Source organism: Ruminococcus sp. (assembly GCF_017549005.1).
Lineage (GTDB): Bacteria > Bacillota > Clostridia > Oscillospirales > Ruminococcaceae > Ruminococcus.
The window spans coordinates 83,156-103,267 of record NZ_JAFYYT010000007.1 but is presented as its reverse complement, the minus strand read 5'-3'; the positions used below and the strand labels follow the sequence as shown (position 1 = coordinate 103,267).

Below are 20,112 nucleotides of genomic sequence, written 5' to 3'. Positions count from 1 at the left end.
GGGGTGGAGATATGTCAGGACTTGACGAGATCCTTAACCTCATTGAAGCTCAGCAGAAACAAACGGAAGATTCTCTTATAAAGGCAGCTGTAAACAAAGCCAATGCTATAAAAGCAGAGGGCGACAAGAAAGCTCAGAAAGCATACGACGATTTTATGAAAAAATCAACAGCTCAGGCGGAAAAGGATTACGAAAACTCCTGCAATTCCGCTGACGCTGCGATGAAGCGCCGTATACTCGCCTGCAAGGTGGAGCTCATAGATCAGGCTGTGGAAAAGACCGTAAGCAAGCTCAGGGAGCTTCCCGATAAGGAGTATTTTGAGCTGATTGCAAAGCTTACGGAGAGTCACATTCAGTCAGGCAAGGGCGTTATCTCATTCGGCGGCAAGGATATTGCCAGACTGCCTGCCGATTTTGAAAGCAGACTGAATGACCTTGCAAAGAAAAAGGGCGGAGAGATCGCATTGTCAAAGGAAGCAGCTGATATAGACGACGGCTTCATTCTGACATACGGACTTATATCCGAAAACTGCAGCTTCCGCTCCATTATTGAATCCGAAAAAGAAGCTGTACGCGATACGGCTGCAAGAGTACTGTTCGGGTAGGTGATACTATGAACGGAACAAAGTATGCAAATGCTGTCGGAGCTGTAAGAGTTATGGAGAACACTCTTCTCTCAAAAAACGATATCGAACAGCTCATCAATTCAAAGGGCAGGGCGGAGAGAGAGTCCATAATCGCTTCAAAAAGCGGTTCATCAAGCGGTGAAACGCTGGTATCGGTATGGGAAATGCTCCATGAATATGCCCCTGACTGCAAGGAACTGGAAATACTCCTTTACAGGAATGATTTTCATAACCTTAAAGCTGTTCTGAAAGCGGTCATATCCAACAGAGAACCGTCACAGTACTATATTTCACCGTCAAATGCAGAGCTTTCCGTGCTCGTTGACGCCATAAGCAGGAAGGATTACAGCCTTCTGCCGGAATATATGCAGAAAGCGGCTGAAGAAGCCTATGAGCTCGTAACGAACACCCTTGACGGTCAGCTGTCGGATTCACTCATAGACAAGGCTTCAATGGAGGCAATGCAGAAAAGCTCCGCTGAGTTTGGCGGCGAATTCATGCAGAAATATTCTCAGCTCATAACAGCCTGTGCCGACATAAAGACTGCCTATAGGTGCAGCCTGCTGAATAAATCGGCACAGTTCATGGAAAATGCTATTTGCGGAAGCAGTGACCTTGATAAGGAGCAGCTCGTCAAAGCTGCGCTTGGCGGTACAGAATCGCTTTTTGCCTTCCTTGAAATTACACCCTACAGCAATGGTGCGGCATTTCTCAAAGAGTCGGCTGCACAGTATGAAAAGTGGTGCGACGACGTTATAATGGAGCTTGCCGAGACCGCAAGAATGCAGGCTTTCGGCTCTGAGCCGTTAGCTGCATATTTTATCGCAAAGGAAGCTGAGATAAAGAATCTCAGGATACTTTCTGTATGCAAGGAATTTGGCGCAGACAAGGAAACTATCACGGAAAGGATGAGAAAGCTGTATGTATAAGGCTGCTGTAATAGGCGACAGTGCAAGCGTTTCAGGCTTTGCAGCTCTCGGGCTTTCCGTTTTCCGTGAGACAGAGCCCGAAAAGATAACAAAGCTCATTTCAAGACTCGCAGCCAATGATTTTGCTGTGATATACATCACAGAGCCTGCTGCGGCGCTTGTAAAGGATACAATAAATAAATACAGGAGCAGCAAGCTGCCGTCCATCGTCCTTATCCCTGCAATAGAGGGCAATACGGGAGACGGTATGAGAGCGCTCCACGAGGCAGTTGAAAAGGCTGTCGGCTCAGATATATTAAATTAAGAAAGAGGCGGATAAGCAGAAATGAACAGTAAAGGTACTATCGTAAAAATATCAGGACCTCTTGTAGTTGCTGAAGGTATGAGAGACGCCAATATGTTCGACGTTGTCCGTGTTAGTGATAAACGTCTTATAGGCGAGATAATCGAAATGCACGGTGACCGTGCTTCAATACAGGTATATGAGGAGACTTCTGGTCTCGGAACAGGCGAGGGCGTTGAATCAACAGGCGAACCTATGAGCGTTGAGCTCGGTCCCGGACTTATCGGAAGCATTTTCGACGGTATACAGCGTCCGCTCGATGACATAAGAAAGGTCTGCGGAAACAATCTGCAAAGAGGCGTTGAAGTTCCGTCGCTTAAAAGAGAACCGCTTTGGAAGTTCACTCCCTCGGTCAAAAAGGGAGATAAGGTCATCGGCGGGGATATCATCGGAACCGTTCCCGAAACAGACATCGTTACCCACAAGATAATGGTGCCCAACGGCATTGAGGGAACTGTTAAATCCATATCCGAGGGTGAGTTCCATGCAGACGATACAGTTTGCGTAGTTGAGACCGCAAAGGGCGACAAGGAGCTTTCTCTTATCCAGAAATGGCCTGTCCGCCGAGGCAGACCGTATCAGAAGAAGTTATCGCCCGAAATGCCTCTTGTAACAGGTCAGAGAGTAGTTGACTGTCTCTTCCCGATTGCAAAGGGCGGTGTGGCGGCTATCCCCGGACCTTTCGGAAGCGGCAAGACTGTAACTCAGCACCAGCTTGCAAAGTGGGCGGAGGCTGATATTATCGTATATATCGGCTGCGGAGAGCGCGGAAACGAAATGACGGACGTTCTTAACGAGTTTCCCGAGCTTATAGACCCGAATACAGGCAAATCACTTATGGAGCGTACAGTTCTTATAGCAAATACATCTGATATGCCTGTTGCAGCCCGTGAAGCTTCTGTTTACACAGGTATCACCATTGCAGAATATTACCGTGATATGGGCTATTCCGTAGCTCTTATGGCTGACTCCACATCGCGTTGGGCAGAGGCTCTCCGTGAGATGTCCGGACGTCTTGAGGAAATGCCCGGTGATGAGGGATATCCTGCATACCTCGGAAGCCGTCTTGCACAGTTCTATGAGCGTGCAGGAAGAGTTATATCCAACGGCTCTGACGGAAGAGAGGGTGCTCTTTCAGTCATCGGAGCAGTTTCGCCTCCCGGAGGTGATATATCCGAGCCTGTATCCCAGGCAACGCTCCGTATCGTAAAGGTTTTCTGGGGACTTGATTCCAATCTTGCATACCAGAGACATTTCCCTGCAATAAACTGGCTTACGAGTTACTCGCTTTATGCTGATTCGCTTGCAGACTGGTACAATAACAATGTATCCAAGGACTGGATGAAGTGCAGAGCCCGCTTTATGGAGATCCTTCATGACGAGGCTGAGCTCAAGGAAATAGTGAAGCTCGTTGGTATGGACGCACTTTCGCCCAATGACAGACTGAAAATGGAGACTGCACGTTCCATACGTGAGGACTTCCTGCACCAGCTGGCTTTCCACGAGGTGGATACCTATACGAGCCTGAAAAAACAGCTTTATATGATGAAGCTTATCCTTAATTTCAACGACGAAGCTTATGAAAGCATCAAGAAGGGTGCAGATATCGAAGCCGTCGCAAACCTGACAGTCAGGGAAAAGATAGGACGTTTCAAGTATATCGAAGAAAAAAATACAGACGCAGAATTTGAAAAGCTCTCAGTGGAGATCTCCTCAGAGCTCAATGAGCTGCTTGACAAGGAGGAAGACTGATGCCAAGAGAATACAGAACTATCGAAGAAGCGGCAGGTCCTCTGCTGCTTGTAAAGGACGTTGAGAACGTAACGTACGGCGAGCTTGCTGAGATAAGACTAAAAAACGGTGAGAAAAGACGCTGCCGTGTACTTGAGATAAACGGCACGAACGCTCTCGTTCAGCTTTTTGAGAATGCAGCAGGTATAAATTTACAGGACAGCAGCGTTGTTTTCTCGGGACATCAGATGGAACTTGGCGTGTCAGAGGATATGCTGGGACGAGTTTTTGACGGACTCGGCAGACCTATAGACGACGGTCCCGAGATAATCCCCGAAATGCGTCTTGACGTAAACGGACTTCCTATGAATCCTGTTGCAAGAAGATATCCTCAGGAGTTCATTCAGACAGGCGTATCCGCTATAGACGGACTCAACACCCTTGTAAGAGGCCAGAAGCTGCCTATCTTCTCTGCCAGCGGACTTCCTCATGCACAGCTTGCGGCTCAGATAGCCCGTCAGGCAAAGGTACGCGGCAAGAACGAGCAGTTTGCCGTTGTATTTGCGGCAATGGGTATCACCTTTGAGGAATCCGAGTACTTTGTACAGAGTTTCCGCAGCACAGGCTCTCTTGACAGAACGGTACTTTTCATAAATCTTGCAAACGATTCGGCTATCGAGCGCCTTGCAACTCCTAAAATGGCTCTTACAGCCGCAGAATACCTCGCATTTGAAAAAGGTATGCACGTTCTTGTTATCCTTACCGATATCACCAACTACGCCGACGCTCTTCGTGAGGTATCGGCAGCGCGTAAGGAAGTTCCGGGACGAAGAGGCTATCCTGGATATATGTATACCGACCTTGCGACTATATATGAGCGTGCAGGCCGTCAGAACGGCAAGGAGGGTAGTATCACAATGATACCTATCCTTACCATGCCGGAAGACGATAAAACTCACCCTATCCCCGATCTTACAGGCTATATCACAGAGGGACAGATAATTCTTTCCCGTGAGCTCTACAGAAAGGGAATAAATCCACCTGTTGACGTACTTCCTTCACTTTCACGTCTTAAGGATAAGGGTATAGGCGAGGGCAAGACCCGTGCAGATCATTCCGACACCATGAACCAGCTCTTCTCCGCATACGCAAGAGGAAAGGACGCAAAGGAACTCATGGTAGTCCTCGGCGAAGCGGCTCTTACTCCTACGGACCTTATTTATGCTAAATTTGCGGACGAATTTGAGAAAAAGTATGTTTCTCAGGGCTTCGAGAACAACAGAAGCATCGAGGATACCCTTGCAATAGGCTGGGAGCTGCTGAAAATGCTTCCGAGGAGCGAGCTCAGAAGAATCCGTGAGGAATACCTTGTTAAGTATTATGATACTCAGAAATGAGGTGGGCTGATTGGCAAGACTGAATGTTAATCCGACCAGAATGGAACTCAGCAAGCTGAAAAAGAAGCTTGTTTCCGCACGGAGAGGCCATAAACTGCTTAAAGACAAGCGTGACGAGCTCATGAGACAGTTCATGAACCTTATAAGGGAGAACCGTCAGCTCCGCACCGAAGTTGAAGCTGCAATAAAGGAAGCAAACAGATATATGGCAGTTGCAGGTTCTGTAATGCAGCGTGAGGTGCTTGAAACGGCTCTTATGCTCCCTAAGCAGGAGGTAGAGCTGGAAGTGAGCGAAAAAAACGTGATGAGCGTGTATATTCCCGAGTTCAAGACGAAATACCGTTCGGGTGATTCCAATGACATCTATTCATACGGCATGGCGTTCACGTCTATAGATCTGGACGGAGCTGTAAGCTCTCTCAGCGCGGTCTTTCCGAAGATGATACGCCTTGCTGAGATAGAGAAGTCGTGTCAGCTCATGGCTGACGAGATCGAAAAGACCCGTCGCCGTGTAAATGCGCTTGAGCATATAATGATCCCTGATTATGAGGAAACTATCAAGTTCATAACCATGAAGCTTTCTGAAAACGAGAGAAGTACAACGACCTCACTTATGAAGGTCAAGGACATGGTTTTGAAACAGAGCCATCACTATCAGCAATAAAAGAAAAAAACGGTCTCCGAAATCGGAGACCGTTTTCCATTTGAGTATAAAAATCCGCCTTGCCGTCATATAGTGCATAAAACCCGCACTAAGCAGGTGGGTAAACGCCCTTATGCTTCTCGCTCCCTTCTTCCGCAGGGCGGGAGGTCTGCAGTCCACATACGGAGACGAATTCCCTTGAATTATGTGTTGGATTATAAAAACTATAATTACCCGCACAAGGCAGAAATTTTGCTTTTTTTCTTTTCTATATATATTATAGCACAATCATTCGGAAAAATCAATAGCAAAATTATGTAAAATGGTATAAAATTGGAAAAAATTAGTCGTCAAAGCTGTCGTCCATGATGCCGTCAAGGCGTTCAAGGAAGAATTTCGATACCATTTCAAACTCGTCATCGTCATCTATTGATGCAAGTATCTCTTCACCGTCTTCTTCTATAGATTTGAGTATAACAAGGTCGCAGTCTGAATCGAGAAAATCTTCATCCTCAACAGCAGGGAGCATGGCATAATACTGCTCGCCCTCAATTTCTGCTGCGTCGAAAAGCTCAAACTGCTTCTTGTTGCCTTCCTCGTCTATCAGTTCAAATAAGTCGGGAGTATATTCATTCATTTCGGACATATTCATTCTCCAATCCGGCAAAAGCCTTTTCTATAGCTATATTATACACTAAAGCCGCTCAAAAATCAAGAGGAATATACATGAAGATATTATTGTGATATTAAACAATTGATAGCTTGATTCTTTGTTAGATATACCGATTTGCATGAAAATATTGTGATAGAGCGATTATTTCTATTGACTTTTCACACAAAGTATGGTAATATATAATCAAGGAAAAGGAAAGCTCATGAGAGCAATCCGAGCTGCATTTACTTGGACTGAGGGTGACCTCAATGTAAATGAATATACGCGGAAGGGAGAGTGAGTCCAATGGAAGGAAAGTTCGCACAGCAGCGTGAAGCCGGCGGGCTTGCTGAGTAATTGGATTTCATTAAGAGGGAATATAGGCTTCGGGCTTGTTCCATTGAAAAGAGCTCAAAAAGGCTTGGCAATTCAATTATGAGGCTGACGTTTGCTGATCTAAACGGCTTCATGCGAAGAAAATTTGGATACAGAGTTATCTGAAATTTCGACAATAAGTCTTTAGATATATTGCGAAAAATTCTTTAGTAAAGGTTGAGTCCAATGAGAAAATAGGTTATTGCTTTATGAACTTGCATGATGTTCGAGATTTCGGACAAATACAATTTTATAGGTGATTCCGATGGAGTAATTTTTGAATTGCTTGATTACTTTATATAAAGGAATGATGTACAGTGAAAACGAGGTACACATTTAAAATCTGATCCGAAAGGGTGAGTCCAAAGGGTAATTTAGCTAAGTGATGAAAGTCGCTTTAAAAATTAAATAATGACAAACTGCCCCGACGTGAGTCGGGGCTTTGTTTTTAGGAGAAAAATGTAAAGGAAAATATATTTTTCCCTGCTTTATCATATAATTATCACAAAAATGCTTATAATATAATATAGTGAATCATATCTGAAAGGATGAACAGAATGAAGGATAATTACAATAACAATGATAATTATCGCTCAGACGAGCTTTTCGGCGAAAACAACGGCCGTGAGACAAGTACTTCTTACACTGATGAAGGCAGGTCTGAGTATTCGGCGGACAACGAAAAAAGATATGATTCAAATTCGTATTCGTTTGCTTCTGAAGCGTCAAGCAAGTCAGGACATAAGGGCAAAGCGAATTTGCTGCTGAAATGTACAGTTGCAGCTCTTGCAATTGCTGTTATTGGCGCAGGTGTGGTCAAGGTCTATAAGTTCCTAAATGCGTCGAAGAATGAGCTTATTGAGTTCTCGGGCGACAACGTAAAAAGCGTTGCAAGGAATATTCCCGACCCTCCTGATGAAAAAAGCACTGAACCAATAGACGACGAGCTTCCGAGTCTTATCGAGCTTGCTGCAAGGTCGGACGCAAAGCCGATACCCGATATCGTGGATTCTATCATGCCCTCAGTCGTGGGAGTTGCCTCTTCCTTTGAGTATACTCCTCGTCAGACTTTCAGTATATGGGGCTGGAGCGAAGAGCCGCAGACCGAACTGATACGAAAAACAGGTACGGGATTTATTATAACCGATGACGGATATATAGTTACTAATGCCCATGTTGTCTATGACGAGTCCTATGACTCGGGAGAAGCTGTTGAAGTAAAGGTGCTTTTCAGTGATGAGACTGAGCACGAAGCGAATATTATCGCTTTTGATCCTGAGACTGATATTGCAGTTTTAAAGGTGGACGAAACAAAGCTTAAACCTGCTGTTCTCGGTGACAGCGATGAACTCAGGGTCGGAGAGCTCGTAATAGCTGTCGGCAACCCTCTCGGATTTGACCTTTTCGGAACTGTTACCAGCGGTATCGTATCCGCTCTTAACAGAAAAATTGATATTAACGAAAAGAAAATGAACCTTATCCAGACAGACGCTGCCATAAACAACGGAAACTCAGGCGGACCGCTGCTCAACAGCTGCGGACAAGTTATCGGTATCAATTCCGCGAAAATGTCATCAAGCTACAGCAGTTCTGCAAGTATTGAGGGCTTATGCTTTGCAATACCGATTAAAGAAGCGAAGGTCATAATCGACGACCTTATAAACTACAGTTACGTTACCGGAAGGCCTAATCACGGTATTATAAGCACAAGAGATATTACTGAGGCAGAAGCACGTTACTGGAACGTTCCTGTGGGAGTGTATGTAATGTCACTGCAGGAGGGCGGTGCGGCTGCACTTGCAGGAGTGCAGATCGGTGATATCATTATCGACATCGACGGAAAGGCTGTATCTACTGCCCAAGAGCTCAACGATATCAAAAACGAGTTCAAAGCAGGGGATACGGTTTCCATAACTGTTTCGAGAAACGGTCAGGATATACGAATGAAGCTGACATTGCAGGAGGATAAGTTCATTCCCCGAAGTCAGAAGCAAAATGTCAAAAGATCAGTGTTCGCTTTAAACTGAATAAGTATTATAAAAAATCCCCTCATGCGGAAACCCACTGCATGAGGGGATAAGTTTTTATTCGTTTATCACTTGTTTGCTGTAAGACTGCTGAATGCGTTATCAACGATCTTCTTATCGGGAGCCTTTGTAAATAAGCTTACGATAGGTACAATGATAAGTGAAATTATCATTGCGAATGCACCTGCGTTGATAGGCGATAACAGTGAAAGCGGACAGTTAAGGTCAATGATCGACTGTCTGATACCGCTGAAAGCTTCGATATTAAGGCTGAACAGAAGCATATGTACAACGCTTATGCCAACGCCCGTGATAAAGCTTGTCCAGCAGGCTGCTTTTGAGACCTTCTTCATGAAGAGACCATAGAGGAAAGGTCCGAGGAATGCGCCTGAGAGAGCTCCCCATGAGTAAGACATAAGAGTTGAGATGGAAGCGTTCTTGTTGCAGGCGATAATTACTGAGATAACAAGGAATACTGCGATAAATATTCGCATGAAGAGAACCTGGTGCTTGTCGTCAAAGTTCTTGATACGAGGCTTGATAAGATCGTTTGTAAGGGTTGAGCTTGATGTGAGAACGAGCGATGAAAGAGTTGAAAGTGAAGCTGAAAGAACAAGTACTACAACAAGTCCGATAAGTATATTCGGAAGAGCCTGGTGAAGAAGTGCAGGGACCATTGTATCGTAAACCGGCTTACCGTTTACTTCTTCAATGTGAGTCTTGTCAAGGTCTCCGCCGAGCGTGCAGTAAAGTCTTACGAAACCGCCCATGAAATATGAGCCTCCTGCAACTACGACAGCAAATAATGTGGAAATAACAGCACCTTTTTTGATCGCCTGTTCGTCCTTGATAGCGTAGAACTTCTGGACCATCTGAGGAAGTCCCCATGTACCGAGAGATGTAAGTATAACAACTCCGAGGAGGTTTATAGGATCAGGTCCGAAGAGCGAACCGAGTGTGCCTGTGGGAGTTTTTGCGTCGGAAATATTGTTCAGAGCGTCGATAGCAGCCGAAAGACCGTCCTTTTTCTGAACAGTAAGAGCTACGACTGTACCGATACCGATAAGCATTATGATGCCCTGGAAGAAGTCGTTGAGAGCTGTAGCCTTGTAGCCTCCGAGAGTTACATAGACAGCTGAAAGAACAGCCATAGCGATGATTATGTAGGTCGCTCCGTTATCTCCGAGATCGAATACCATTCCGAAAAGACGTGAAAGTCCGTTATAAACCGAAGCGGTATAAGGGATAAGGAAGATGAAAACGATGAGAGCTGACATTGTTTTAAGAGATCTGGAGTCAAATCTGTGCTCAAAGTACTCGGGCATTGTCTTTGCGCCGAGGTGATTTGTCATAAGACGAGTTCTCTTTCCGATGAGGAGGAAGGGGATAAGGCTTCCTATTATTGCATTGCCTAATCCAATCCATGAGGCGGAAGCACCGTACATCCATCCGAACTGACCTGCATAGCCGATGAAAACAACAGCCGAGAAGTAGGTAGTACCGTAGGAGAAAGCAGTCAGCCATGAACCGACGCTTCTGCCGCCGAGCATGAAGTCCTCGGAGGATTTGGTTCGTCTTGACATATAGATTCCTATACTTACCATTATAGCAACATAGATGGCAAGTATAATGAATGTTGCGGTTTTAGGTTCCATTGATATCGCGACCTTTCTTATGCTTTACAGTTTTTATGTCATAAACTTGTAAAGCTTTAAATGAATAAAGTGATTACCGTGTAATATTATACTATATTATTATAATAATGTCAATAGTCTTTTTTCAATAAACGGCTAAAAATAGAAAAATATGTGGTTATATGAAGCAAACATTTCTGAAAACAAAAAATCGGCTCAGGATTACTGAACCGATAAACTTTCATTATAATGCCGCTGACCGGACTTGAACCGGTACGATATTGCTACCGAGGGATTTTAAGTCCCTTGTGTCTGCCAATTCCACCACAGCGGCAAGAAAAGCGGTATACCGAATTGACGGTATACCGCCTTTGGTCGAGGTGACAGGATTTGAACCTGCGGCCCCTACGTCCCGAACGTAGTACTCTACCAAACTGAGCCACACCTCGACAGCAATAATATTATACTACAAACGGGGGATAATGTCAAGTGTAAATATTTTTTATATAAGTATTTTTATTTTTTTACTATAGTAAAAGAGCAGCCCGAAGGCTGCTCTTGGGGATATTACTTAACAACTATCGGTTCAGACCAGTAATTCTGATTGTAGATATCAGAGAAACGGTAGAGGAGGCGGCATTCGCCTGTTCCAACATCTGTATTGCTGATAGTCATATTGTCTGTAACAGTGACCTTATCACCGATGAGATAGCTGTCCTGATACTCCATGTCATAAGTGTAGTAATCGCATATGAACTCGAGAGTATCGCCGTTTTTGATCTCTGTGAGGTTCTTTGCAACTGCTTCTGTTTCGCCGTTGACATAATCTGTGGAAGCTCCTGTGATAACGCCGTTATCATCGTTTGTGAACTGGATTATGAGATTTACCCTTTCACCGTTGAGGAAAGCAGGGACATAACCTGTGATGATTACATCATTTCCGCTCTTTATTGTATCTGTGTGGTAATAAGCAACTACATTTCCGTTGATAGAGAGCCAGTTTTTGTCGGTATCTGCAACAAGGTCGCCGTTGTCGTCAAATGAGTAGACATTGTCGAGACCGAGGTCGATGTAACCCGAGCCGTCATCGTAGAACATATTGAGGTCGAGCTTATGCACCATTTCCCACTGTGACTCGGGGAGCTTCATGGTATATGTGCCGTTGTTATTTTCCCAGATAAGGTTAGACGTGTCGAAGTAGTGAGTTGAAAGGTACTCGGCAGTATCGCTTACATCCGTATCCTTCATGAAGTCGGTGTTTGAACTGTCAAGGCCGTCAATGCTTCTGCCACCGCCGCCGAGGAAACTTGTAAGGAGCGAGCCTATCATATCAGCGCTGCCTGAAGAGCCTGATGAAGCTCCGCCGCCGAAGAGTGAAGTGAGAACTGAGCCTGTACCGCCGGCAGCAATCTGACCGCCTGTCTCGACCTTTGCAAACTGCTTGATGCACTTTGAATACTCGGAGTCCATACCGATCTGTGAGTATGTGCTGCAAGCCTTATCTACGTATGAAGCGCGCTGATACGGGAAGTAGATGGAAACACCGTAAGCGTTCGTCATATTTGAAGATGTACGGTTGTACTTTATTGCGTTCTTCAGTGATGAGGCAAGAGCCTTAGCTTCGGGAGTTCCTACATTTTCAGCAAGGTTTACCAGGTCTACCTGATCTATGCGTGTGCTTTCAGCGAATTCGCGCGTAGCATATCTTGCGTTTGATATGTCTTTATAATCGTCCTTTGCTATCTTGTCGCTGATAGACTTAGAGAAAGCAGAGAGATTTTTCGGAACAGTATTTGAAAACTCTGCAAGGTCGATAACGGAAAGCGTTGTCTTTTGACCTCTGCACTTCTTTGCACACTCTGTAACGAAATCGTCAACGATATTCTTGCCGATGTCAAGAGTAGGAGTTGAAGTGTTGCTGCCAAGCTTTGAGAGCCAGTTTGTGTAATACCAGCCGATACCGGGTTCGGTCTCCTCGGAAGCGATCATGTAATCAGCGTGCTCGTTGAGCATGAGAGCTGTTTCGGCAGTTGCCATGAGACAAGCATCAAAGCCTATGAAATCGAACTTCACGCCGCCCGCTTTAAGAGCTTCGTTAACTCCTGCAAGAGTCATTGAACCGCTGTTCCTGTTCTTTTCGTCGTAGCCGTAGCCTGTTACAGATCCGCCGCCGTGATCCCAGAGAATGAGTTCATTTCTGTTGGCAGGGAAGTTCTTTGAGCAGAACTGGATAAATGAAGCAAGATTGCTCGGGTCGGTCATTGGCTTATTGCCGGCGTCCTCTATAAGTCTTGCGAGTTTGCCGTCCTTTATCTGATAGATCTGATTTTTCTTGGTGCTTATGTCGCTTATCTTCCACTGCGAGCAGCCGCCCGTAAAGATGACAACATTTACGTTATCGCCGTACTTGGCGCTTGCCATTTCCTGCATATCGGAAGAAGCCATGCCGTACTTTGACTCAAGGTCTGTACCGCACATATATATCATAAGAGTAACAACGTCCTCGCCGTTTCCCTTGATAACTGTGCGCTTTTCGCGTGAGCCTGTAGCGACTGAGGTATCGACTGTGCTGTCGCTTGTTTCACTGCCTTCTGCTGTGTCTGCGGGGCTGAAATCAAATCCCGCAGGCGCTGAACCGCCCGTGAACGAACCTAAAAGGTCTCCGAGGCCGCCTCCTGTACTTCCGCTGCCGTTTCCGGCACCTCCGAGACCGGCACCGCCGCCCATAAACTTCATTATAAGAAAGACAATTATAATAATTGTGATAAGACCGCCGCCGCCTGCAGCTGCTCTTTTAGCTCCGCCGCCGCTGCCGCCTGTAGGGCCTCCGGAATAACTTCCCGAGCCGACAGGGCCTGTGCCGAGGCCGTCGCCTCTTCTATGTGCTCCGCTGCCGCCTGATGTGACGTTTTTACGTCTGCCCTGCGGCCTGTTCTGATTAGGATCCATATTAACCTCCATTAATATTCATTTTCGCAGACATTATTTCTGCATACAAATACATTTTACACATTTTAAAAGAGAATGTCAAGTTAAAAGCGGTTACAAATTGGTTTTTTGTCAAAAAATCGGAGAAGAAAACAGTCGGCAGTAATATGCTGACTTTCATATATACATATTTGTCCTCATTTGTAAATGCTGATTTGTGGATTTTTCCGATTTTACGGCAAACTATTTGAAATTTCGGGAAACTGTGCTATAATAGTCCATGTATTCATGAATATTATAATCAAATAAGGTAAACGGTGCTCCTCGTGCTTATGTACAGGGGAGTTAAAAGGGAAGCGGGTGAAAGTCCCGCGCGATCTCGTCACTGTGAGCGGAGAGCGGTATCCATGCATATGTTGCAGCCACTGAGAAATCGGGAAGGCGGAATACAGCGTTACTATCCGTTAGTCAGGAAACCTGCCGTTTATCGGTACAGAGCGAAAGCTCGAATCACGAGGCATTGATCGTACCAAAGCCCTGTATGGGCTTTTTTGTCATGCCTTCCGCAAGTTCTGCGGAGGGTGTTTTTTGTGCGCGACATGATGTCTCCACATTTCAGGAGGAAAGAAAATGAATATGAAAAGAATTATTGCAGCTGTTTCAGCACTCGTACTTACATCTTGTGCTTATTCTTGCGGAACCGAAACTAAGGACAGTACTGCGGAAAAGGCTACCGAAGCTGCAACTACTGCCGAGGTAACAACTACAGAGGAGAATACTACCGAAGCCGAGACAACAACAGAGGCTGAGGAGGAAGAGGATGAGGAAAACTACGAAACAGGCGACGCTTCGCTCGATAATGTCCGTAATCAGGACGAGATCGGCGATAACGAGATACTTGTGGTCAGCTTCGGTACAAGCTTCAATGACAGCCGCAGACTTACGATAGGAGCTATCGAGGACGCTGTTGAGAAGGCATTTCCCGATTACTCAGTACGCAGAGGTTTCACAGCAAATATCGTTATAGATCACGTAAACAGACGTGACGGCATACTTATCGATGATATCGACGCAGCCCTCAAGAGAGCCGTAGACAACAATGTAAAGAATCTTGTAGTACAGCCTACACACCTTATGAATGGTATTGAATACGATGAGATCACAAGCAAGGTCGCTAATTACTCTGACGCTTTTGAAAAGGTAGTGATCGGCGAGCCTCTCCTCACAAGCGATGATGATTTCAAGAGAGTTGAAACTGCTATAACCGACTGGACAAAGGAGTACGATGACGGAGAGACAGCTATCTGCTTCATGGGACACGGTACAGAGGCTGATTCAAATGCAGTTTATCAGAAAATGCAGGACCTTCTCGCAAACGACGGCTTCAAGAACTATTATGTAGGTACAGTTGAAGCTGAGCCTTCACTTGACGATGTTATCGCTAAGGTAAAGGAGGGCGGCTACAAGAAGGTTGTTCTTGAGCCTCTCATGGTAGTTGCAGGCGATCATGCAAACAATGACATGGCAGGTGACGAAGAGGATTCATGGAAGTCAGCATTTGAAGCTGAGGGCTTTGAAGTAAAGTGCCTCCTCAGAGGTCTTGGCGAGAATGAGAATATCAGAACTCTTTACACAGAGCATACTCAGAAAGCTATTGATTCATTAAAGTAATAAATATGCAGCCGACCATGTGTCGGCTGCTTCTGTAAAAGGTGATAATATGAAAAAAGTTGCAATATTTACAGCCGCCGTTCTTCTTTCTGCTGTATTTTACTCATGTACGGACAATTCCGGGAACGTTTCCGACAGCAAGACTACTACAGCGCCGCAGACAACAGCTGCCGAAACTACAAGCGAGCTTACAACTGAAACTGCGACCGAAAAGGTAACAGCGGCTCAGCTTGAAGTCGGATATGAGGGAATGAAAGCTGTTCCGGCCGAGTCTGTAAAGCCGGGAGAATACGACATAAAAGTTGATTCAAGCTCATCAATGTTCAAGATAACCGCCTGCAGGCTCATAGTTGAAGACGGCAAAATGACTGCAAAAATGACAATGAGCGGAAGCGGTTACGAATATCTTTACATGGGTACGGAGGAAGAAGCTGCAAAAGCTGCGGAAAGTGACAGGATAGCTGCAGAAAACGCAGGTGAGGCAGTTGAGTTCACTGTACCAGTTGAAGCTCTTGATAAAGAGACAGACTGTGCCGCATTCAGCAGGCGCAAGGAGCAGTGGTACGGCAGAAAGCTGGTTTTCCGTGCGGATTCTCTTCCGAAAGAAGCTTTTTCCGGGGATATGTTCGTGACAGTTGACTCGCTTTCACTTGAGGACGGAGAATACAAGGTGGACGTAAAGCTTGAGGGCGGTTCGGGAAAGGCGTCAGTGCAGTCTCCTGCAAAACTTGAGATAAAGGACGGAAAGGCTTTTGCAGAAATCATCTGGAGCAGCAACAAGTACGATTATATGGTGGTTGACGGGGAAAAAATAATGCCTGTAAGCATGGAAGAGTTTTCGGTATTTGAGATACCTGTTGACGGTTTTGACTATAAAATGAGCGTTGCCGCTGATACAACGGCTATGAGCACTCCGCATGAGATAGAGTATACGCTTTTCTTTGATTCATCGTCCGTAAACAAGTAAATGAAGAGGCTAATATTTGCTTTTGCAGCCGTATTTTTATGCGGCTGTACAAGACTCGACGCTGAAAAAACAGATAAGACCGCTGAAAACAGACTTGAACTCAGATACGCAAAGGAGTTTTCTGCGGAATACCTTGATAATGGCTGTATTTTCGTTACTATCGGTGCGGACAGCTATACTGTTGTTCCCGAAAATGCGGAAGTGCCTTCCGATACAGGGGATTCAACAGTGATAAAGCAGCCTCTGGAGAATGTTTATAACGCCGCATCTTCCGCAATGGACCTCATTGACGGCGCAGGCGCGCTTGGAAAGGTAATGATGACGTCCACAAAGTATGATGACTGGGCTCTTCCCTCGGTAAAAAATGCTATGGACAGCGGAGAAATATACTATGTCGGCAAGTACAGCGCTCCTGATTATGAAGCTCTTATGGAAGCTGACTGTTCACTTGCCATAGAATCGACTATGATATATCACAGCCCCGAGGTCAAGGAAAAGCTTGAAGAACTTGGGATACCCGTGCTTGTGGAGCGTTCGAGCTATGAAAGCGATCCTCTCGGAAGAATGGAATGGATAAAGCTTTATGGTATCCTTTTCGGCTGTGAGGACAGGGCAAACGAACTTTTCGACAGCAGGATATCTAAGCTTGAAAACATTCTGTCCGCAGATAAAACTGATAAAAAAGCCGCCTTCTTTTACATAAACACCTCCGGCGGAGTAGTTATACGCAAGCCCGGCGACTATGTTCCCGAGATGATGAGAATGGCTGGCGGAGACTATATATTCGCCAGTGGTGATCTCGGAGTTGATGAAAACTCCCTGTCAACAATGACGATCCAGCCCGAGGTTTTCTGCGAAAAGGCATGGGACGCTGACATTCTTATCTATAACAGCACTATCCTTGGCGAGATAGCTTCACTTACCGAGCTTATTGAAAAATACCCTATGCTGAAGGAATTTACAGCTGTAAAAAACGGCGAGGTGTGGTGCACAGAAAAGAACATGTTTCAGCAGACTACCGGAGCAGCCGAAATGATAGAGGAGTTTCACAGAATATTTGCCGGTGAAGCTGAGGATAAAATGGATTATATTTACCGTCTGGAGGAGCAGTAATGGATTCAAGGCGCCAACGTATTGCGATAGGCTATATCATACTGATTGCTTTGCTTATCGCACTTGTCATCCTGAATATATGCGTCGGAAGCGCTGACATACCGCCGCAAAGACTGTGGAACGCCCTGCGTTTTCCCGAAAACGATAAGGTAGCTTATAACATAGTAACGGGACTGCGTATCCCTCGTACAGCTGCGGCTGCGATACTTGGCGGAGCGCTTGCCGTTGCAGGATTTCTGCTTCAGAATTTCTTTGCGAATCCGATCGCAGGACCTTATATCCTCGGAATATCCTCGGGGGCGAAGCTAACAGTAGCCTTGCTCATGGTCATTTCGCTTTCACACGGATTTGCCGCGAATTCCGCCGAAATGGTATTGGCGGCTTTTGCAGGTTCGCTTATTTCAATGGGACTTATACTGCTTATCTCTTCAAAGGTACGGCGTATGTCGGTTCTCATCGTCTGCGGAGTAATGATCGGCTACATATGCTCGTCGATAACCGATCTCGTTGTGAATTTTTCGGACGATTCAAACATCGTCAATCTTCACAACTGGTCAATGGGCAGCTTTTCAGGCATAGGTTCCACGGAAGTGATAACGGCAGCCTGTATAATTATTCCTGTCTGCCTGTGTGCATTCATGCTTTCAAAGCCTATGAGCGCATATCAGCTCGGCGAGGAATACGCCCGTAATTCAGGAGTCCATATAAAGGCATTCAGGATAGCCCTGATTCTCCTTTCAAGTCTGCTTGCAGCGTGCGTTACCGCGTTTGCCGGACCTGTTTCGTTCGTTGGAGTAGCCGTTCCTCATCTTATAAAAAGCGCTTTCAGGACAGCAAAGCCTGTAATCGTTATTCCTGCAAGCTTTCTTGGAGGAGCTGTTTTCTGTCTGATGTGCGACCTTGTTACAAGAACGCTCTTTGCACCGACTGAGCTGAGTATAAGTACGGTCACATCGGTTTTCGGCGCTCCTGTGGTCATATATATGCTTCTGAACAGAGAGAGGTGGAAGGAAAATGGCTGAATCAGGACTCAGTACACGCGAACTTTCTGTAGGCTATGGTAAAAAGCTTATCGTAAGCGGAATAGAGATATCTGCCGAGCGTGGAAAGATACTCACTCTCATAGGACCTAACGGTGCAGGAAAATCCACAGTTCTGAAAACACTTTGCCGACAGCTTGCACCTCTCGGTGGAACTGTGTATATCGGTGAAAACAAGCTTGAGGAGCTCAGCGGCAACGAACTGGCAAGGTCTGCTGCTGTACTGCTGACAGGCAGGGTTAGGACTGAGTATATGCGTTGCAGGGACGTTGTCGAAATGGGCAGATATCCTTATACCGGCAGACTTGGCGTTTTATCCGCTCACGACAGGGAAAAGGTTGAAGAAGCAATTAAAAAAGTTGATATTGAAGGCATTGCCGACTGTGATTTTGACAGAGTAAGCGATGGTCAGCGTCAGAGAGTACTTATTGCAGGAGCTATCTGCCGAGAGCCGCAGGTACTGATACTTGACGAGCCTGTAACATTCCTCGATATAAAGTACAAGCTTGAGCTCATGGACATACTGAAAAGGCTTGCTTCCGAGAACAATACTGCAATAATAATGTCGCTTCACGAGCTTGACCTTGCACAGCGCGTTTCAGATAAGCTGCTTTGCATAAAAGGCGACCGTCCCGAACGTTTCGGAAGTCCCGAGGAGATATTCACAGGAGGCTATATAGAGGAGCTTTACGGCATTGAAAAGGGAAGCTTATGCGAGTATTACGGAACTCCCGAGCTTCTTGGGTGCGACGGTGAGCCAAGAGTTTTTGTCATTGGAGGCGGAGGAAGCGGCATAGCTGTTTACAGGAAGCTCAGGCGGCTCGGTATACCTTTTGCCGCAGGTATCATTCACGAAAATGATATAGAATATCCCGTAGCTTCAGCTCTTGCGGCAAAACTCGTCACAGAAAGGGCTTTCGAGCTGATCTCGGAGGAGAGTTACAGGAAAGCATTTGAAATAATGAGCAAGTGCGAGTCTGTCATATGTGCCGCGGAGAGCTTCGGTACTATGAACGAGCCATGCCGTGAGCTTCTGAATGAAGCTGAAAGGGCCGGCAGGCTTATTGAAGGAGCATTTGATGAAAAATAAGGAATTACTGAAAAACAGAGCCGTAGTCTTTTTGCTTGCAATGCTTTGCTGTCTGCTGTGGGGGAGCGCCTTTCCTTGCATAAAGCTTGGCTGCAGATTCTCGCATATAGCGTCTGATGATACTTTTTCGCAGATATTGTATGCAGGTCTGCGTTTTATCCTGGCAGGCGTTTTAGCTCTTGTTATCGGGAGCTTTGCTGCGCGCAAGCCTCTGCTCATCAAGAAAAGCTCCCTGCATAAGGCTTTCAGGCTCTCTTTGTTCCAGACGATACTGCAGTATACTTTTTTCTATATCGGATTATCACGGAGTACAGGCATGAAAAGCTCGGTTATCACGGCTTCAAATGTTTTTATGTCAATAATGGTGGCAGCGCTTGTATTCAGGACTGAAAAGCTTGCATTCCGCAAGATATGCGGCTGTATAGTAGGATTTTCTGGAATACTTCTCATGAATCTGAGCGGAATGAGCGGCGGATTCAGACTGACAGGTGAGGGCTTTGTTTTTCTGTCAGCTCTTTCGTATGCATTTTCATCTGCGCTGATAAAGCGATATTCTCAGGACGAGGATCCTGTTCTGCTCAGCGGCTGGCAGTTCATTATAGGAGGAACTTTTATGACGCTTGTCGGTTTTGTATTCGGCGGAAGGATAAACGTTATAAACGCTGAGGGAGTTTCAATGCTCATTTACCTTGCATTTGTGTCTGCAACAGCTTTTTCCGTATGGGGAACGCTGATAAAGTACAATAACGTATCAACGGTATCGGTTTTCGGCTTTATGAACCCTGTATTCGGAGTTATACTCTCATATCTCATACTTTCCGAGAAAAGTCCGTCGGGCGTTCTCGGTACAGCTGCTGCACTTGTGCTTGTAGCGGCAGGAATAATCATTGTAAATCTTCCTGTAAGGAAAACACTGAACGATACGTAAAAAGAGCCGCTTTTCATT

The 20,112-nt window shown here is 45.7% G+C and carries 16 protein-coding genes, 2 tRNA genes, 1 other RNA gene and 1 riboswitch; of the genes, 13 read left to right on the top strand and 6 right to left on the bottom strand.

Annotation, left to right across the window (positions count from 1 at the left end):
• Positions 1-11 precede the first annotated feature (11 nt).
• The 6 genes from IKW96_RS03285 to IKW96_RS03260 are packed head-to-tail and all read left to right on the top strand — an operon-like array spanning position 12 to position 5,690.
• On the top strand, positions 12-605 hold the full coding sequence (locus IKW96_RS03285) for a V-type ATP synthase subunit E (RefSeq protein WP_296570227.1): 594 nt from the start codon (positions 12-14) through the stop codon (positions 603-605).
• Between the two features lie 8 nt (positions 606-613).
• Positions 614-1,555, top strand: a complete 942-nt coding sequence (locus IKW96_RS03280) for a V-type ATPase subunit (RefSeq protein WP_296570225.1) — start codon at positions 614-616, stop codon at positions 1,553-1,555.
• Entirely contained in the window at positions 1,548-1,859 is a 312-nt protein-coding gene (locus IKW96_RS03275) for a V-type ATP synthase subunit F (RefSeq protein ID WP_296570223.1), read from the top strand. Before IKW96_RS03280 ends, IKW96_RS03275 begins: the two co-directional genes overlap by 8 nt.
• 21 nt (positions 1,860-1,880) lie before the next feature.
• The gene (locus tag IKW96_RS03270) at positions 1,881-3,650 is read left to right on the top strand and encodes a V-type ATP synthase subunit A (RefSeq protein ID WP_296570221.1); all 1,770 of its coding nucleotides are present in this window, start codon (positions 1,881-1,883) and stop codon (positions 3,648-3,650) included.
• A complete protein-coding gene (locus IKW96_RS03265; RefSeq protein WP_296570219.1) occupies positions 3,650-5,026 on the top strand; it encodes a V-type ATP synthase subunit B in 1,377 nt (458 codons plus the stop codon). Before IKW96_RS03270 ends, IKW96_RS03265 begins: the two co-directional genes overlap by 1 nt.
• A gap of 10 nt (positions 5,027-5,036) precedes the next feature.
• Positions 5,037-5,690 carry a V-type ATP synthase subunit D gene (locus IKW96_RS03260; RefSeq protein ID WP_296570217.1) on the top strand — a complete coding sequence of 218 codons (654 nt, stop codon included), beginning with the start codon at positions 5,037-5,039 and terminating at the stop codon, positions 5,688-5,690.
• Positions 5,691-5,737: 47 nt separating this feature from the next.
• Here IKW96_RS03260 and ssrS read toward each other — a convergent pair.
• Both ssrS and IKW96_RS03250 read right to left on the bottom strand, forming a co-directional pair.
• A non-coding RNA gene (gene ssrS / locus IKW96_RS03255) (6S RNA) lies at positions 5,738-5,922 on the bottom strand.
• A gap of 90 nt (positions 5,923-6,012) precedes the next feature.
• Positions 6,013-6,315, bottom strand: a complete 303-nt coding sequence (locus IKW96_RS03250; RefSeq protein WP_296570216.1) for a DUF1292 domain-containing protein — start codon at positions 6,313-6,315, stop codon at positions 6,013-6,015.
• Positions 6,316-7,253: 938 nt separating this feature from the next.
• Between IKW96_RS03250 and IKW96_RS03245 the strand changes: the two genes are divergently transcribed.
• Positions 7,254-8,723, top strand: a complete 1,470-nt coding sequence (locus IKW96_RS03245; RefSeq protein ID WP_296570214.1) for a trypsin-like peptidase domain-containing protein — start codon at positions 7,254-7,256, stop codon at positions 8,721-8,723.
• A 68-nt stretch (positions 8,724-8,791) separates the two neighbouring features.
• Here the strand turns inward: IKW96_RS03245 and IKW96_RS03240 are convergent, their stop codons facing one another.
• The 4 genes from IKW96_RS03240 to IKW96_RS03225 all read right to left on the bottom strand — a co-directional run bounded on the left by IKW96_RS03240 (position 8,792) and on the right by IKW96_RS03225 (position 13,306).
• Complete coding sequence (locus tag IKW96_RS03240; protein WP_296570212.1) at positions 8,792-10,378, bottom strand: sodium:solute symporter; 1,587 nt, start codon at positions 10,376-10,378, stop codon at positions 8,792-8,794.
• Positions 10,379-10,607: 229 nt separating this feature from the next.
• Positions 10,608-10,691, bottom strand: a tRNA-Leu gene (locus tag IKW96_RS03235).
• A gap of 38 nt (positions 10,692-10,729) precedes the next feature.
• A tRNA-Pro gene (locus IKW96_RS03230) sits at positions 10,730-10,806 on the bottom strand.
• A gap of 118 nt (positions 10,807-10,924) precedes the next feature.
• Positions 10,925-13,306, bottom strand: coding sequence for a clostripain-related cysteine peptidase (locus IKW96_RS03225; protein ID WP_296570210.1), 2,382 nt, complete (start codon positions 13,304-13,306; stop codon positions 10,925-10,927).
• Positions 13,307-13,583: 277 nt separating this feature from the next.
• A riboswitch (cobalamin riboswitch) is annotated at positions 13,584-13,785 on the top strand.
• Between the two features lie 130 nt (positions 13,786-13,915).
• Here IKW96_RS03225 and IKW96_RS03220 point away from each other — a divergent pair.
• Genes IKW96_RS03220 through IKW96_RS03195 form a run of 6 tightly spaced genes read left to right on the top strand, consistent with a single transcriptional unit; the run spans position 13,916 to position 20,094 of the window.
• Positions 13,916-14,956, top strand: a complete 1,041-nt coding sequence (locus tag IKW96_RS03220; RefSeq protein ID WP_296570208.1) for a sirohydrochlorin cobaltochelatase — start codon at positions 13,916-13,918, stop codon at positions 14,954-14,956.
• Between the two features lie 49 nt (positions 14,957-15,005).
• Positions 15,006-15,923: a hypothetical protein gene (locus IKW96_RS03215; protein ID WP_296570206.1), complete on the top strand. Its 918-nt coding sequence runs from the start codon at positions 15,006-15,008 to the stop codon at positions 15,921-15,923.
• Entirely contained in the window at positions 15,924-17,036 is a 1,113-nt protein-coding gene (locus IKW96_RS03210; protein WP_296570204.1) for an ABC transporter substrate-binding protein, read from the top strand. It abuts the gene before it with no gap.
• Positions 17,036-18,058: an iron ABC transporter permease gene (locus tag IKW96_RS03205; protein WP_296570202.1), complete on the top strand. Its 1,023-nt coding sequence runs from the start codon at positions 17,036-17,038 to the stop codon at positions 18,056-18,058. The genes IKW96_RS03210 and IKW96_RS03205 overlap by 1 nt, the downstream gene beginning before the upstream one ends.
• Entirely contained in the window at positions 18,051-19,166 is a 1,116-nt protein-coding gene (locus tag IKW96_RS03200; protein WP_296570201.1) for an ABC transporter ATP-binding protein, read from the top strand. Before IKW96_RS03205 ends, IKW96_RS03200 begins: the two co-directional genes overlap by 8 nt.
• The gene (locus IKW96_RS03195) at positions 19,156-20,094 is read left to right on the top strand and encodes a DMT family transporter (protein ID WP_296570198.1); all 939 of its coding nucleotides are present in this window, start codon (positions 19,156-19,158) and stop codon (positions 20,092-20,094) included. Before IKW96_RS03200 ends, IKW96_RS03195 begins: the two co-directional genes overlap by 11 nt.
• Positions 20,095-20,112: the final 18 nt, after the last annotated feature.

Coding starts and splice junctions, on each gene's coding strand:
- IKW96_RS03215 (WP_296570206.1), top strand. CDS start 15,006: ATGAAAAAAGTTGCAATATTTACAGCCGCCGTTCTTCTTTCTGCTGTA.
- IKW96_RS03200 (WP_296570201.1), top strand. CDS start 18,051: ATGGCTGAATCAGGACTCAGTACACGCGAACTTTCTGTAGGCTATGGT.
- IKW96_RS03195 (WP_296570198.1), top strand. CDS start 19,156: ATGAAAAATAAGGAATTACTGAAAAACAGAGCCGTAGTCTTTTTGCTT.
- IKW96_RS03250 (WP_296570216.1), bottom strand. CDS start 6,315: ATGTCCGAAATGAATGAATATACTCCCGACTTATTTGAACTGATAGAC.
- IKW96_RS03285 (WP_296570227.1), top strand. CDS start 12: ATGTCAGGACTTGACGAGATCCTTAACCTCATTGAAGCTCAGCAGAAA.
- IKW96_RS03205 (WP_296570202.1), top strand. CDS start 17,036: ATGGATTCAAGGCGCCAACGTATTGCGATAGGCTATATCATACTGATT.
- IKW96_RS03210 (WP_296570204.1), top strand. CDS start 15,924: ATGAAGAGGCTAATATTTGCTTTTGCAGCCGTATTTTTATGCGGCTGT.
- IKW96_RS03220 (WP_296570208.1), top strand. CDS start 13,916: ATGAATATGAAAAGAATTATTGCAGCTGTTTCAGCACTCGTACTTACA.
- IKW96_RS03245 (WP_296570214.1), top strand. CDS start 7,254: ATGAAGGATAATTACAATAACAATGATAATTATCGCTCAGACGAGCTT.
- IKW96_RS03275 (WP_296570223.1), top strand. CDS start 1,548: ATGTATAAGGCTGCTGTAATAGGCGACAGTGCAAGCGTTTCAGGCTTT.
- IKW96_RS03270 (WP_296570221.1), top strand. CDS start 1,881: ATGAACAGTAAAGGTACTATCGTAAAAATATCAGGACCTCTTGTAGTT.
- IKW96_RS03265 (WP_296570219.1), top strand. CDS start 3,650: ATGCCAAGAGAATACAGAACTATCGAAGAAGCGGCAGGTCCTCTGCTG.
- IKW96_RS03280 (WP_296570225.1), top strand. CDS start 614: ATGAACGGAACAAAGTATGCAAATGCTGTCGGAGCTGTAAGAGTTATG.
- IKW96_RS03225 (WP_296570210.1), bottom strand. CDS start 13,306: ATGGATCCTAATCAGAACAGGCCGCAGGGCAGACGTAAAAACGTCACA.
- IKW96_RS03240 (WP_296570212.1), bottom strand. CDS start 10,378: ATGGAACCTAAAACCGCAACATTCATTATACTTGCCATCTATGTTGCT.